This is a genomic window from Saccharothrix espanaensis DSM 44229, from assembly GCF_000328705.1.
GTDB lineage: Bacteria > Actinomycetota > Actinomycetes > Mycobacteriales > Pseudonocardiaceae > Actinosynnema > Actinosynnema espanaense.
In genome coordinates this window covers 7,699,383-7,713,734 of sequence record NC_019673.1, presented here as the reverse complement: position 1 = coordinate 7,713,734, position 14,352 = coordinate 7,699,383, and the positions used below count along the sequence as shown (strand labels likewise).

Genomic DNA, 14,352 nt, shown 5'->3' with positions numbered 1-14,352 from the left:
CCTGGGGCCATGGGTGTCGCGCAGGACGAACGCAGGCTGCTGACCGAGCTGTTCGCCGAGGTCGGGCCGGACGCGCCGACCCTGTGCGACCCGTGGCGCACCAGAGACCTGGCCGCGCACCTCGTGCTGCGCGAACGCCGGCTCGACGCGGCCGTGGGCATCTTGGTCACACCGCTCGCCGGGCACACGCAGAAGGTCCAGGACTCGTACGCGGCCAAGCCGTGGGACGAACTGGTCGCCCTGGTGCGCACCGGGCCGCCGAGGTGGTCCCCGTACGCGCTGCTGGACGACCTGGTCAACACCGTCGAGTACTTCGTGCACCACGAGGACGTGCGGCGCGCCGTGGACGGCTGGCGGCCCCGCTCGCCCGACCCGAAGCGCGACGCCGCGCTGTGGAGCGGGTTGAGCCGCGCCGGGAAGCTCACCTACCGGTCCAGCCCGGTGGGCGTGGTGCTGCGCCGCCCCGACGGCGAGGCGGTCACCGTGAAAGCCGGGCCGAACCCGGTGGTGCTGACCGGCCAGGTCTCGGAATTGCTGGTGCACGCCTTCGGCCGGGAGCGCGCCGAGGTGGAATACGACGGCGACCCGGACGCGGTCGCCGCCGTGAAATCGGTGAACCGGAGTCTGTGAACACCGGGCCCATCAGGTGTTGCGCGCAGGTCAGGCGGTAGCGTTTGGCCATGACCGGATGCCCTACCGCTTCGCCCGGCCGCCCGTTCGGCCGCGTGCTCACCGCCATGGTGACCCCGTTCGACGCCTCCGGGGCGTTGGACCTGGACAAGGCGCAGCACCTCGCGGAGCACCTGGTCGAGCTCGGCAGCGACGGTCTCGTGGTGAACGGAACGACCGGTGAGAGCCCGACCACCAGCGACGCGGAGAAGGCGGACGTGATCCGCGCCGTCGTAGAAGCCGTGGGCGACCGCGCGACCGTGGTCAGCGGCGGCGGCACGTACGACACCGCGCACAGCGTGCACCTCTCGCAGCAGGCGGAGGCCGCCGGGGCGCACGGCCTGCTGCTGGTCACCCCGTACTACTCGCGGCCGTCCCAGGCCGGGGTGGAGGCGCACTTCCGCGCCGTCGCCGACGCCGTGGGCCTGCCGGTGATGCTGTACGACATCCCGCCGCGCGCGGCGATCCCGATCGAGGTCGACACGCTGCTGCGGCTGGCCGAGCACCCGCGCATCCTCGCGGTGAAGGACGCCAAGGGCGACCTGCTCGCCGGCAGCAAGGTGATCGCGGCCACCGACCTGGCCTACTACTCCGGCGACGACCCGCTCAACCTGCCCTGGCTGTCGGTGGGCGCGGTCGGGTTCGTCAGCGTCATCTCGCACCTCGCCGGCGACCGCCTGCGCGAGCTGCTGGACGCGTTCGAGGCGGGCGAGGTAGCCCGCGCGACCGCGATCCACCACGATTTGCTGCCGCTGCTGCGGCCGTTCAACCGGATGCCGGGAGTCGTCTACACGAAGGCCGCGCTGCGCCTCAGGGGCGTCGACGCGGGCGACCCGAGACTGCCCCTGGTGCCGGCGTCAACCGAGGACATCGAGGCCATCACGGCCGAACTGGGAGTCAACGCGTGATCAACCCGAACTCACCCCCGCCCGCACTGCCCGACGGAGGTCTGCGCGTCGTCGCACTGGGAGGGATCGGCGAGGTCGGCCGCAACATGACCGTGTTCGAACACGCCGGCCGACTGCTGGTCGTGGACTGCGGGGTGCTGTTCCCCGAGGACGACCAGCCCGGCGTCGACCTGATCCTGCCGGACTTCCGGGCGATCGAGGACCGGCTGGACGACATCGACGCGCTGATCCTGACGCACGGCCACGAGGACCACATCGGCGCGGTGCCGTTCCTGCTCAAGCTGCGGCCGGACCTGCCCGTCGTGGGGTCCCGGTTCACGCTCGCGCTGTTGTCGGCCAAGTGCAGGGAACACCGGCAGAACCCCACCCTGGTGGAGATCACCGACGGCGAGCGCCGCGCGTTCGGCCCGTACGAGCTGGAGTTCTTCGCGGTCAACCACTCCATCCCGGACGCGGTCGCGGTCGCCATCCGCACCGCCGCCGGCCTGGTGCTGCACACCGGCGACATCAAGCTCGACCAGCTGCCGCTGGACGGCCGGCTGACCGACCTGGCCGGGTTCTCCCGGCTGGGCGACGAGGGCGTGGACCTGTTCCTGGTCGACTCCACCAACGCCGAGGTGCCCGGGTTCGTGGCGCCGGAGCGGGAGATCGGCCCGGTGCTGGAGAATGTCATCCGCAAGGCCAACCAGCGGGTCATCGTGGCCTGCTTCGCCTCGCACGTGCACCGCGTGCAGCAGGTGCTCGACGTGGCCGTGCAGTACAACCGGCGGGTCGCGCTGGTCGGCCGGTCGATGGTCCGCAACATGGGCATCGCCGCCGAGCTGGGCTTCCTGAAGGTGCCCGACGGCCTGTTCGTGGACCTCAACGTGGCCATGGAGATGCCGGAGAACGAGGTGCTGTTCGTCTCGACCGGGTCGCAGGGCGAGCCGCTCTCGGCGCTGTCGCGGATGGCGCGCGGCGAGCACCGGCAGATCTCGATCCAGGCCGGCGACACGATCGTGCTGGCCAGCTCGCTCATCCCGGGCAACGAGAACGCGGTGTTCGGCGTGGTCAACGGCCTGGCCCGGCTGGGCGCGACGGTCATCCACCAGGGCAACGCCAAGGTGCACGTCTCCGGCCACTCGCCGGCCGGTGAGCTGCTGTTCCTCTACAACGCGGTCCGGCCGTCCAACGTCATGCCGGTGCACGGCGAGTGGCGGCACCTGCGCGCCAACGCCGCGCTCGCCGTGGCCACCGGTGTCGCCGAGGAGCGCGTGGTGATCGCCGAGGACGGCGTGGTCGTCGACATGGTCGACGGCAAGGCCGCCGTGAGCGGCAAGGTCGAGGTCGGCCACGTCTACGTGGACGGCCTGTCGGTCGGCGACGTCGGCGAGTCGACGCTGTCCGACCGCCTGGTGCTCGGCGAGGGCGGGTTCATCGCGATCACCGTGGCGATCGACTCCAACTCCGGCCGCGCGGTCGCCCCGCCGACGGTCTCCGGCCGCGGCTTCTCCGACGACCCGAAGGCGCTGGACCAGGCGATCTCCCTGGTGGAGATGGAACTGTCCCGCACCGAGGTCGAGGGCATCACCGACTCGCACCGCATCGCGCAGGCCGTGCGCCGGGTGGTCGGCCGCTGGGTCGCCGAGACCTACCGCCGCCGGCCGATGATCGTGCCGACGATCATCCCGGTGAACTAGACCGCCCACGTCGGGGCCCGGCCGCACTGGTCGGGCCCCGACGCGTGTCCGCTACTCGACCGGCAACGGCTCCCCGACGTGCGCGGCGCGGTTGCCCGCAACCTGGACGACGGCCGCGCCGGCGAGCAACACCGCCGCGCCGAGCACCTGCACCGCGTTCAACTGCTCCCCGAGCAGCCACCACGCCAACCCGGTGGCCACCACGGGCTCCAGCAGCCCGATCACGCTGGCCGCCGACGACGGCAGCGCGCGCAGCGAGAAGATGCCCGCCAGGTAGGACACCGCCGTGGCGAAGAAAGCCAGGCACAGCAACAACAACCAGGCCGGCCCCAGGGTGGTGTCCTGGCCCGCGGGCACCAGCCAGGGCGGGCTCACCGCAGCCAGCACGACCGCGCCGACCACCATCCCGACGGCCAGCACGCCGAGCGGGTCGTGCTTCCCCGCGGCCTTCTCGCCCAGCAGGTAGTACGCCGCCGTGCACACCGCCGATCCCATCGCGGCCAGCACGCCGACGGTGTCCAGTTGCAGCGACCGCCACACCTCGCCGACCATCGCGAGCCCGGCCACCGCCACCGCCATGCCCCACCACACCGCGCCCGCCAACCGGGTCCCGCGCACGAACCGCACCCACAGCGCGACCAGGAGCGGCGCGGTGAACTCCAGCAGCATCGCGATGCCGATCGGGATCCGGGCCGCCGCCACGAAGAACAGCAGCGGCGCGCCGATCACCCCGAACAGCCCGAAACCGACCGGCAGCCACCACTCCCGGCCCGTGAACCGCAGCGCGCGGGGCCGCACCACCGCCACGAACGCGACCAGGAGCACCGCCGCGACGCCGATCCGGGCGCTGGTCACCTGGACCGGCGTGACCCCGGCCGCCATCACCGGTTTCGCCAGCACCCCGGACGCGCCGAACGTCAACGACGACACCAGCGCCAGGGCGAGTCCCCTGCTGTTCAAGCCGCTGCCGTTCACCCCGCTGGTGGTCAAGCCGCTTGGGGCCGCCACGGGCTGCGCCCGGTGGTGGGCCGGGTCGGGTCGTGGAACTTCGGCCGGTCCGGCTCGTCGGCCCGCAACGGCACCAGCCCGGCGGTGATGGCCCGCATGATCCGCTCGTGGGCGCGCCGCGCGTCGCCGGGACGCCCGTCGGCCAGGTCCGCGAGGTCCACCGGTGCGCCGAAGTGCACCTGGAACGTCGGCCGCCGGCGCAGCCCGGCCAGGTACGAGGTGAGGTAGGGCTTGAAGTCCGCCCACCCGTCGACCTGCGTGTTGCCCCAGTGGACGGCCTCGTGCGCACCCCACTGGCTGACCGGGACCACCGGTACGCCGCCGCTGAGCGCGAGCCGCGCCGCACCGGTCTTGCCGCGCTCCGGCCACAGCCCCGGGTCCTTGCTGATCCCGCCCTCCGGGTAGACCGCGAGCGGGTCGCCACCGGCCCGCAACGCCGCCACCGCCCGGTGGTACGCCTCGCCGACCGAGGTCGACGCCCGATCCACCCGCAGGTGCCCGGACGCCTTGAGCGCGGGCCCCATGACCGGCGCGTCGAGCAGCCCGCCGGTGAGCAGGAACCGCGGCGCGACACCGATCTTGTGGCAGGCCGCGATGAGCACGAACGGGTCGAGGTTGCCGATGTGGTTGGACGCGAGCAGCAGGGGACGGCCCTTGAGGTGCGACGGGATGTCGCCGGTGACCTTGAGACGTCCGCTGAGACCGACGAACCCGCGGTCGACGGTGGTCAGCACGCGCCACAGCAGTGGTGTGGACACAGCGGGGAAGGCTACGGCGTGTCGGGGTGTGGATGTACCCGGATCGGGGCAACTATGAACGTCGAGCGCCGCACGTCACGTCCCGCGTGAACGTTGTGGCTGGTGGGACTCCAGGGACTACCGTATACATCATGGCTGGCCGAACCGGAACCTCGCGCGGCAAGGGCACGACCCGTGGCTCCAGAGCCGGGTCGAAGCCACGTGCTGCCGCGGCCAAACCCAGGTCACGGGCCACGGCGCGGCCCGCTGCGAAGAAGAAGTCCGGCTCGGTCGGCAAGGTGTGGGGACTGCTCGGCCGCGGTGTCGGCGGGGTGGTGCGGGCGGTCGGCCGGGGCAAGGAGCTGGACCCGGCGCACCGCCGTGACGGCCTGGCGCTGGTGCTGATCGCGCTCGCGGTGATCACCGGCGCGGGCGTGTGGTGGCAGGCGGGCGGCCCGGTGGGGCAGTGGGTCGACGTCGCGGTGCGCAGCTCGGTGGGCACGCCCGCGCTGATCCTGCCGCTGGTGCTGCTGGTCGTCGGCGTGGCGCTGATGCGCACCGACGCGAACCCGGAAGCCCGGCCCCGCCTGGTGATCGGCGGTGTCCTGGTCGCCGTCGGGTTCCTGGGCATGTTCCACCTCATCGGCGGCCTGCCCACCGACCCGGTGGAGCGGCGGTCGGCCGGTGGCGCGCTGGGCTACCTGGCGGGCGGGTTCCTCGCCCAGGGCCTCACGTCGTGGGTCGCGGGCCCGCTGCTGGTGCTGATCTTCGGCTACGGCCTGCTGGTGCTCGCGCACCTGCCGATCCGCGAGGTGCCGGCGAAGCTCGGTTCGCTGCTCAACGGCCGCCGGACCGCCGACCAGTTGGAGGGGTTCGACCGCGCGGACGACGAGCCCGTCGAGGAGGAGCCCAAGCCCGCGAAGCTGCGCCGGCCCTCCCGGCGCCGGCAGGCCGCGGTGACCGCCGACGAGCAGCCCGAACTGCCGCTGGACGAGCAGGAGCCGCCGGCCCCCGCGCCGCGCCCCGCCCCGAAGCCGAAGGCCGCCGAACCGGCCGAGAAGCCCAAGCCCGCCATGGCCGTGCGGGCCGTGGAGGGCGACTACAAGCTGCCGCCGCCGAACATCCTCAAGGACGGCGACGCGCCCAAGGCCCGCAGCAAGGCCAACGACCAGATGATCGAGGCCATCACCGGGGTGCTCGACCAGTTCTCGATCGACGCCCAGGTCACCGGGTTCACCCGCGGCCCGACGGTCACCCGCTACGAGGTTGAGCTCGGCCCCGGCGTGAAGGTCGAGAAGATCACCGCGCTGACCAAGAACATCGCCTACGCGGTGGCCACCGACAACGTGCGGCTGCTCGCGCCGATCCCCGGCAAGTCCGCGGTCGGCATCGAGGTGCCCAACAGCGACCGCGAGATGGTGCGGCTGGGCGACGTGCTGCGCTCGCCGTCCACGGTCAAGGACAACCACCCGATGGTCATCGGGCTGGGCAAGGACATCGAGGGCCACTTCGTCACCGCGAACCTGACCAAGATGCCGCACCTGCTGGTCGCGGGCTCCACCGGTTCGGGCAAGTCCAGCTTCGTGAACTCGATGCTGGTCTCGCTGCTGGCGCGGGCCACCCCGGACGAGGTCCGGATGATCCTGATCGACCCGAAGATGGTCGAGCTGACCCCGTACGAGGGCATCCCGCACCTGATCACGCCCATCATCACCCAGCCGAAGAAGGCCGCCGCCGCGCTGGCCTGGCTGGTCGAGGAGATGGAGCAGCGCTACCAGGACATGCAGGTCAACCGGGTGCGCCACATCGACGACTTCAACCGCAAGGTGAAGTCCGGCGAGATCTCCGCGCCGCCCGGCAGCGAACGCGTGTACCGGCCCTACCCCTACATCATGGCGATCGTCGACGAGCTGGCCGACCTGATGATGACCGCGCCGCGCGACGTCGAGGACGCGATCGTCCGGATCACCCAGAAGGCCCGTGCCGCCGGGATCCACCTGGTGCTGGCCACCCAGCGGCCGTCGGTGGACGTGGTGACCGGCCTGATCAAGACCAACGTGCCGTCCCGGCTGGCGTTCGCCACCTCGTCGCTGACCGACTCGCGGGTCATCCTCGACCAGCCGGGCGCGGAGAAGCTGATCGGCATGGGCGACGGGCTCTACCTGCCGATGGGCGCGTCGAAGCCGGTGCGGGTGCAGGGCGCGTTCGTCGGCGACGAGGAGATCGCCGAGATCGTCAACTTCACCAAGGACCAGGCGCAGCCGGAGTACACCGACGGCGTCACCGCGGCGAAGGCCGGCGAGAAGAAGGAGATCGACGCCGACATCGGCGACGACCTGGAGGTGCTGCTCCAGGCGGCGGAGCTGATCGTGACCTCGCAGTTCGGCTCGACGTCGATGTTGCAGCGCAAGCTGCGGGTCGGGTTCGCCAAGGCGGGCCGGCTGATGGACCTGCTGGAGACGCGCGGCGTGGTCGGCCCGTCGGAGGGCTCGAAGGCCCGCGAGGTGCTGATCAAGCCGGACGAGCTGGACTCGGTGGTGTACCTGATCCGGGGCGGCTCGGCCCCGCCCGGGGACGAGGACTGAGCCGCCGCCGGACCCCGGTCGGCTCGCGGGTCAGCTCGCGCCGAACTTGCGGACCGCCTCGTAGTACAGGTCGGCGGTCCGGTTGCACGCCCAGTTGCCGGCGCACTGGTGGTAGAGGTCGGACTTGAAGTTGTCGTCGATGCGCAGCCGGGACGTCTCGTTGAACCGGGCCTGCCGCTTGTAGTTGCGGTAGCCGAAGTCGTGCCGGTGGCAGGCGGGCAGGAACTTGAAGCCGAACGGGTTGTCCGGCGACCACGAGCAGCCGTCGGACGACCAGTCGAGCTGGTCGGCGTAGGGCGAGCCGGACCTGATCGAGCTGAACTGCGCCAGGGACTTCGAGAACAGGTAGTCGTCGGTCACGGCGGGCGCGTTGATCGCGGCTTGGGCGGTGTTCGCGCCGGCCAGCAGGGCCAGCGACGTGAGGACGACGGCTAACGCGGTGCGCAGGGTTGTCACGGTGGTTCCCCCTCGGTAGCACAGGTGTGAGGAGGTTCATACCGGCTCTTCGGTGACGTGCGACAGCCCCCGGCGGCTTCCGGGGCGGCAACAGGCGGTGAACGTCGGAGTACCGCTTCGGGGTCCCGAGCACGTGTCTCGACAGGCCCGGGGTGCCCGGCGGGGCCGTCTTCGCCCCGCCGGGCTCGGGCGTCCCGGAGCCGGGCGGGTGGCGGGTGGGCGAGCCGAACCCCTCCGAACCGGCTCGAACCACCCGGCCGCCCGAGGCGCCGGGGACGGGTGTCAGGGCGTCAGGAGTCGTCGCCCTGGTCGAGGAACCGCCGGATCGCGGGCTCATCCGGGATCTCGTTCTCGTTGTCCATGAGACGTTCGGCGATGGGCAGGGGTTCCTCGGCCCATCCCGGGTGGAAGTCCCCGCCGGGCAGCAGGCCGTGCCGGCGCGCGAACTCCTCGGCGGCCTCCCGGATCGACTCGCGCAGCGTGCCCACGACGACCGTCTCGGCGGTGTAGGTCAGCTCCACCAGCAGCGCCCGGATCCGGTCGAGCTGGTCGTCCTGGTCGGACTTGTCCGCGAGCTGCGGCCACAGCCGGCGCTCGAAGACCTCCACGAAGTCGGCGGCGATCGCGTCCGTGCCGGCGCGCAGGTTCGCGAACTTGTCCAGCACGTCCTCGGCGGGCACGGCCAGCAGCGCCAGCCGGTTGCCGGCTTCGAGCGCCCAGCGCCGGGTGTGCGGCCAGCCGCGCCGCCACCGCACCAGCCCGAGCTGGATGGCCCGCCGCAGCACCGCGGGGCGCACGTCGCCCATCGGCACGAGCCGGCTGATGTCGCGGACCCGGACCCGCACCCAGTCGTCGGGGCCCTCGGTGTCGCCGACGCCGAGCACGGCCGCGACGCTCGCACCCTGCTCCCGGGCCTTGACCAGCTCGGCGATCGCGGGCAGCGAGAAGCCGCGGGCCTGCAGCCGCTGGACGAGGGTGAGGCGCTCGATGTGCGTCTCGTCGTAGAAGGCCTGCCGGCCCTGCCGCTTGGGCGGGTGCAGCACGCCCTTGGTCTGGTACATGCGGATCGTGCTGCCCGGCACGCCTACGCGGACCGCGAGTTCGTCGACCGTCAGCTGCTCCACGCGGCTCATCCTGGGTGCGGACGCTCGTGGAGTCAAGACTATTCGAGTCCTAGCTCGAATGGTCGCGGGGTCAGAGGTGCAGCAGCATCCGCGAGTTCCCGAGCGTGTTCGGCTTGACGTAGGACAGGTCGAGGAACTCCGCGACCCCCTCGTCGGCCGACCGCATGATCTCCTCGTAGACCTCGGGGGAGACCGGCGTCCCGTCGATCTCCACGAACCCGTGCCGGCTGAAGAACGTCGTCTCGAAGGTCAGCACGAACACCCGCGAGAGCTGGAGTTCGCGGGCCGTCTCGACCAGTTGCCGCACCAGCCGGTGCCCGATCCCGCGCCCCAGCGCCTCCGGCGACACCGCGACCGTGCGGATCTCCGCCAGGTCCTCCCACAGCACGTGCAGGGCGCCGCACCCCAGCACCACGCCGCCCTCCTCGGCCACCCAGAACTCCTGGATGTCCTCGAACAGCGTGACCAGCGGCTTGGCCAGCAGCACCTGGCCCGCGTAGTGGTCGATGAGGGCCTTCATGGCCCGCACGTCACCGGTCCGGGCCCGCCGGACGTTGATCGGGTCGTTCACCGGTCGAACTTTATCGCACGGGCCCCCGGCCGAAAGGTGCCGGCGCTATCGGTAAAAGCACATCCGGCGTTTCCCGCCGACCCTCTCCGGTCATTCCCCGCACGCCGGGCAATGGTCCTCGCGACCGCTGTGACCTGCGCCGTCCGTGATCGACGCAGGGACGGCGACAGCGGCCGGGACGGGCAGCGCGTTTTCCGGCGTCCCGGGAAACGGGCTGGCCCGTGGGCCGGTCGGGGGCCGGTAAACGCCACCGCCGCCGGTCGTGAATTGCCTTCACCACCGGATTTCCGGACCGGCCGCCGGGACCCGGCCGGGCCGGCACCCGCCGCTGATGTCAGGCGACGCCCCGGCAGCCGGTTACGCTGAGCACCGTGTCTTCCCCCACCACGTCCAAGCGCGTCTCCATGCTGACCCTCGGCTGCGCCCGTAACGAGGTCGACTCCGAGGAACTGGCCGGCCGGCTGTCGGCGGGCGGCTGGGAGCTGGTGGACGGCGACGCCGACGTGATCGTGGTCAACACGTGCGGCTTCGTCGAGTCCGCCAAGAAGGACTCCGTCGACACGCTGCTCGCCGCCGCCGACTCCGGCGCGAAGGTCGTCGCGGTCGGCTGCATGGCCGAGCGCTACGGCACCGAGCTGGCCGACAGCCTCCCCGAGGCCAACGCGGTGCTCGGCTTCGACCACTACGAGACCCTCGCCGACCGCCTGGACGACGTGCTCGCCGGCCAGACCGTCGAGTCGCACAAGCCGGTCGACCGCCGCACCCTGCTGCCGCTCACGCCCGTGCAGCGCCCCCAGGCCGCCACCGAGGTCCAGGTGCCCGGCCACGGCTGGGGCCCGCGCGTGCTGCGCACCCGGCTGGAGGACACCCCCGTCGCGCCGCTCAAGATCGCCTCCGGCTGCGACCGCCGCTGCTCGTTCTGCGCCATCCCGAGCTTCCGCGGCGCGTTCGTCTCCCGCCACCCCGACGAGATCGTCGCCGAGGCGGTGTGGCTGGCCGAGCAGGGCGTCCGCGAGGTGTTCCTGGTCAGCGAGAACTCCACCTCCTACGCCAAGGACCTGCCGCGCGAGCTGGGCGGCCTGGAGAACCTGCTGGAGCGCCTGGCGCAGGTCGTCGACCGGGTCCGGGTCTCCTACCTACAGCCCGCCGAGACCAAGCCCACCCTGGTCAGGGCCATCGCGACCACGCCGAACGTGGCCCAGTACTTCGACATGTCCTTCCAGCACTCCAGCGAGCCCGTCCTGCGCCGGATGCGCCGGTTCGGCTCCACCGAGTCCTTCCTGGAGCTGATCGGCCGGATCCGCGCCCTCGCGCCCGAGGCCGGCATCCGCAGCAACGTCATCGTCGGCTTCCCCGGCGAGACCGAGCAGGACGTCGCCGAGCTGGAGAAGTTCCTCACCGAGGCCCGGCTCGACGCGGTCGGCGTGTTCGGCTACTCCGACGAGGACGGCACCGAGGCCGAGGGCCTGGGCGACAAGCTCGACGCCGACACCATCGCCGCCCGGGTCACCCGGATCTCCAACCTGGTCGAGGAGCTCACCTCGCAGCGCGCCGAGGACCGGGTCGGCCAGGAGGTCGTCGTCCTGGTCGAGAGCGAGGAGGACGACGAGAACGACTGCGTCGGCCGCGCCGGCCACCAGGCCCCCGAGGTCGACGGCGAGTGCGTGATCACCAACGCCGACGGGCTCACCGTCGGCGACCTGGTCCGCTGCCGGGTCGACGCCGCCGAGGGCGTGGACCTGGTCGTCACCGCGATCGAGGTGCTCCCGAGGTGACCGAACCGCCGCGCGTGCCGGTGCTGAACATCGCCAACGTGCTGACGATGTCCCGGCTGGTGCTCGTGCCGGTGTTCCTCCACCTGCTGTTCGCCGAGGACGGGCGCGACCAGGCGTGGCGGCTCGCGGCGTTCGCGGTGTTCGCCATCGCGTCGGTCACCGACCACGTGGACGGCAACCTGGCCCGCAAGCACGGCCTGATCACCGACTTCGGCAAGATCGCCGACCCGATCGCGGACAAGGCCCTCACCGGGGCCGCGCTGGTCGGGCTGAGCCTGCTCGGCGAGCTGCCCTGGTGGATCACCGTGGTCATCGCGGTCCGCGAGCTCGGCGTCACCCTGCTGCGGTTCTGGGTGATCCGGCACGGCGTGATCCCGGCCAGCCGCGGCGGCAAGGCCAAGACCCTCGTCCAGATCTTCGCCATCGGCCTCTACCTGCTGCCGCTGCCCGACGCGCTGCACGCCGTCGCCGTGATCTCGATGTACGCGGCCGTCGTGCTGACCGTCGTCACCGGCGTCGACTACGTGATCCGCGCGTTCAAGCTCCGGGCCCGCGGCAAGCGCGCGGTGGCCGGGGCGTGACAGCCGCGGCCGAGGTCGTCGCCGGGCTCAAGGCGCGCGGTGAGACGGTCGCCACCGCCGAGTCGCTGACCGCCGGGCTGGTCGCCGTCGAGATCACCACCGTGCCGGGGTCCAGCGCCGTGCTGCGCGGCGGGCTGATCGTGTACGCGACCGAGCTGAAGACCTCGCTCGCGGGCGTGGACGCCGCCCTGCTCGCCGCACACGGCGCGGTGCACCCCGAGGTGGCCCGGCAGCTCGCCGAGGGCGCACGGGAGCGCTGCGGGGCCACCTGGGGCCTCGGGCTGACCGGCGTGGCCGGCCCGGACCCGCAGGACGGCGTCGCACCCGGCACCGTCCACATCGGTTTGTCCGGTCCGTCCGGTTCGACTGTCCGGACGATCACTGTCGGTGGCGATCGGCGCGAAGTCCGGCACGCGGCCGCGGCCACCGCCCTTGATCTGCTCCGCGACCACCTCAAGATCCCGATCGGGTGATGTGACCAGGGCGATCCCGCCCGCCCCCGGGCGTCCGACCGGGAACTTACCGGCGAGTTCACTCGTTCGCCCTTGGCGGACGTGTCCGGAAGTCACTGCCCGTCGACGGGACGGGTCGGTAACGTGGTGGCACGGCCGGCCGGAAGGAGGCGCGCGATGACCGTGCTGCTACGCGAGGCGATCGGTGATCGGCTCCGCCATGCCCGCACCACCCAACGCCGCACGCTGCGCGAGGTCTCCAGGACCGCCCGCGTGAGCCTGGGGTACCTGTCCGAGGTGGAGCGTGGCCGCAAGGAGGCGTCCAGCGAGCTGCTGGCCGCCATCTGCGAGGCGTTGGACCTGCCCCTGTACCAACTACTCCACCTGGTCGCCTCGGACATCGGTGCCGTCCAGCAGCCGGTGACCAGCCCGGCCGAGCTCACCGAGCGCGCGCAGCCCGCCGCGCCGAGCCTCGAAGGCGGCACCCTGGTGCCCGCCGTCATCGGCAACGACCTGTCCGACCTGCGGCTGCAGCCGATGCTCACGCACCGGCTGTCCACGGCGATCGGCAAACCGCGCGGCGCCGTGGTGGCGGCATAACCCGAGCGGCCCACGTCCGAAGCCGAGCCGGTCCGTCCGGCTCGGCTTCTCGGCATGAGCACCCCACGTCCCGGCCCGCGGCACACTGCAACGAGTTGGCAACCGCGCGCGGGGTCGCCGCGTCCACCCCGGTGCGGGGCGGGCAGGATTACCGTGCCGACCGAAGTTTCAGGGGTGACTCAGGGTGAACCCGGATATCTCCCCAGGTCGGTGGAAGAGGCACGGGACAACTGACACGATGGAACCAACACCGGCACCGGGTCGTTGCCAATCACGAGCGCGAGCCAGGGATAGTGCGGAGAAGGCAGGCGTAGGAGATGGCCAACCCTTTCGTGAAGGCATGGAAGTACTTCATGGCGGCTTTTTCGTCCAAGATCGACGAGCACGCCGACCCGAAGGTGCAGATCCAGCAGGCCATCGAGGAGGCGCAGCGGCAGCACCAGGCGCTGTCGCAGCAGGCCGCCGCGGTGATCGGCAACCAGCGCCAGCTGGAGATGAAGCTCAACCGGCAGCTCGGTGAGGTCGAGAAGCTCCAGGCGTCCGCACGCCAGGCGCTCGTCCTCGCCGACGAGGCGCGGGCCAAGGGCGACGAGCAGCGGGCCCAGGAGTTCGAGAACGCGGCCACGTCGTTCGCGACCCAGCTCGTCACCGCCGAGCAGAGCATCGAGGACCTCAAGACCCTGCACGACCAGTCGCTGCAGGCGGCGACCCAGGCGAAGCAGGCCGTCGAGCGCAACGCGATGGTGCTGCAGCAGAAGCTCGCCGAGCGCACCAAGCTGCTCAGCCAGCTGGAGCAGGCCAAGATGCAGGAGCAGGTCTCCGCGTCGCTGCGCCAGATGTCCGAGCTCGCCGCGCCCGCCAACACGCCGTCGCTGGAAGAGGTCCGCGACAAGATCGAGAAGCGGTACACCACCGCCCTCGGCTCGGCGGAGCTCGCCCAGAACTCGGTGCAGGGCCGGATGCTGGAAGTGCAGCAGTCGACCACCCAGATGGCCGGCTCGTCGCGGCTGGAGCAGATCCGCGCGTCCATGCGCGGCGGCAGCGTCGCCGGCGAGGTCACCGCTGCCAAGCCCGGCAGCGCGGCGGCGAGCATCCAGCAGGAGATCCAGCAGCGCGTCCAGCAGCAGGCGCAGAGCACCCCGCAGAGCGCGCCGCAGCAGACCCAGCAGCTCCCGCAGCAGAACCCGCCCGCGAGCCAGGGCTGAGG

At 71.8% G+C, this 14,352-nt stretch carries 14 protein-coding genes; 9 read left to right on the top strand and 5 right to left on the bottom strand.

All coding sequences use genetic code 11. The annotated features are described in order from the left end of the window. The first annotated feature begins 9 nt into the window (after positions 1-9). Genes BN6_RS33545 through BN6_RS33535 form a run of 3 tightly spaced genes read left to right on the top strand, consistent with a single transcriptional unit; the run spans position 10 to position 3,256 of the window. The gene (locus BN6_RS33545; RefSeq protein ID WP_015104301.1) at positions 10-630 is read left to right on the top strand and encodes a TIGR03085 family metal-binding protein; all 621 of its coding nucleotides are present in this window, start codon (positions 10-12) and stop codon (positions 628-630) included. A 50-nt stretch (positions 631-680) separates the two neighbouring features. After that, positions 681-1,577 carry a 4-hydroxy-tetrahydrodipicolinate synthase gene (dapA, locus tag BN6_RS33540; RefSeq protein WP_015104300.1) on the top strand — a complete coding sequence of 299 codons (897 nt, stop codon included), beginning with the start codon at positions 681-683 and terminating at the stop codon, positions 1,575-1,577. Next, on the top strand, positions 1,574-3,256 hold the full coding sequence (locus tag BN6_RS33535) for a ribonuclease J (RefSeq protein WP_015104299.1): 1,683 nt from the start codon (positions 1,574-1,576) through the stop codon (positions 3,254-3,256). Before dapA ends, BN6_RS33535 begins: the two co-directional genes overlap by 4 nt. Positions 3,257-3,307: 51 nt before the next feature. On the opposite strand, the gene BN6_RS33530 is transcribed toward BN6_RS33535, so the two are convergent. Together BN6_RS33530 and BN6_RS33525 are read right to left on the bottom strand one after the other, a co-directional pair. After that, a complete protein-coding gene (locus BN6_RS33530) occupies positions 3,308-4,216 on the bottom strand; it encodes an EamA family transporter (RefSeq protein ID WP_231904820.1) in 909 nt (302 codons plus the stop codon). A 26-nt stretch (positions 4,217-4,242) separates the two neighbouring features. Beyond that, a complete protein-coding gene (locus BN6_RS33525) occupies positions 4,243-5,022 on the bottom strand; it encodes a lysophospholipid acyltransferase family protein (RefSeq protein WP_015104297.1) in 780 nt (259 codons plus the stop codon). Positions 5,023-5,153: 131 nt separating this feature from the next. Between BN6_RS33525 and BN6_RS33520 the strand changes: the two genes are divergently transcribed. After that, complete coding sequence (locus BN6_RS33520) at positions 5,154-7,586, top strand: DNA translocase FtsK (RefSeq protein ID WP_041315004.1); 2,433 nt, start codon at positions 5,154-5,156, stop codon at positions 7,584-7,586. Positions 7,587-7,616: 30 nt separating this feature from the next. On the opposite strand, the gene BN6_RS33515 is transcribed toward BN6_RS33520, so the two are convergent. The 3 genes from BN6_RS33515 to BN6_RS33505 form a co-directional block, all read right to left on the bottom strand. Then, positions 7,617-8,042, bottom strand: coding sequence for a phospholipase (locus tag BN6_RS33515; protein ID WP_015104295.1), 426 nt, complete (start codon positions 8,040-8,042; stop codon positions 7,617-7,619). A 290-nt stretch (positions 8,043-8,332) separates the two neighbouring features. Continuing rightward, positions 8,333-9,175 carry a MerR family transcriptional regulator gene (locus BN6_RS33510; RefSeq protein ID WP_041315001.1) on the bottom strand — a complete coding sequence of 281 codons (843 nt, stop codon included), beginning with the start codon at positions 9,173-9,175 and terminating at the stop codon, positions 8,333-8,335. A gap of 61 nt (positions 9,176-9,236) precedes the next feature. After that, positions 9,237-9,737, bottom strand: coding sequence for an amino-acid N-acetyltransferase (locus tag BN6_RS33505; protein ID WP_015104293.1), 501 nt, complete (start codon positions 9,735-9,737; stop codon positions 9,237-9,239). 404 nt (positions 9,738-10,141) lie between these two features. Between BN6_RS33505 and rimO the strand changes: the two genes are divergently transcribed. The 5 genes from rimO (at position 10,142) to BN6_RS33480 (ending at position 14,350) form a co-directional block, all read left to right on the top strand. After that, the gene (gene rimO, locus BN6_RS33500; protein ID WP_051075831.1) at positions 10,142-11,512 is read left to right on the top strand and encodes a 30S ribosomal protein S12 methylthiotransferase RimO; all 1,371 of its coding nucleotides are present in this window, start codon (positions 10,142-10,144) and stop codon (positions 11,510-11,512) included. Positions 11,513-11,559: 47 nt separating this feature from the next. Next, positions 11,560-12,093, top strand: a complete 534-nt coding sequence (gene pgsA / locus BN6_RS33495; protein WP_231905464.1) for a CDP-diacylglycerol--glycerol-3-phosphate 3-phosphatidyltransferase — start codon at positions 11,560-11,562, stop codon at positions 12,091-12,093. After that, positions 12,090-12,566, top strand: coding sequence for a CinA family protein (locus BN6_RS33490; RefSeq protein WP_015104290.1), 477 nt, complete (start codon positions 12,090-12,092; stop codon positions 12,564-12,566). The genes pgsA and BN6_RS33490 overlap by 4 nt, the downstream gene beginning before the upstream one ends. 156 nt (positions 12,567-12,722) lie before the next feature. Beyond that, on the top strand, positions 12,723-13,145 hold the full coding sequence (locus BN6_RS33485) for a helix-turn-helix domain-containing protein (protein ID WP_015104289.1): 423 nt from the start codon (positions 12,723-12,725) through the stop codon (positions 13,143-13,145). Between the two features lie 317 nt (positions 13,146-13,462). Then, positions 13,463-14,350 (top strand): PspA/IM30 family protein, encoded by an 888-nt coding sequence (locus BN6_RS33480; protein WP_015104288.1) that lies wholly within the window; start codon positions 13,463-13,465, stop codon positions 14,348-14,350. The last annotated feature ends 2 nt before the right edge of the window (positions 14,351-14,352 follow it).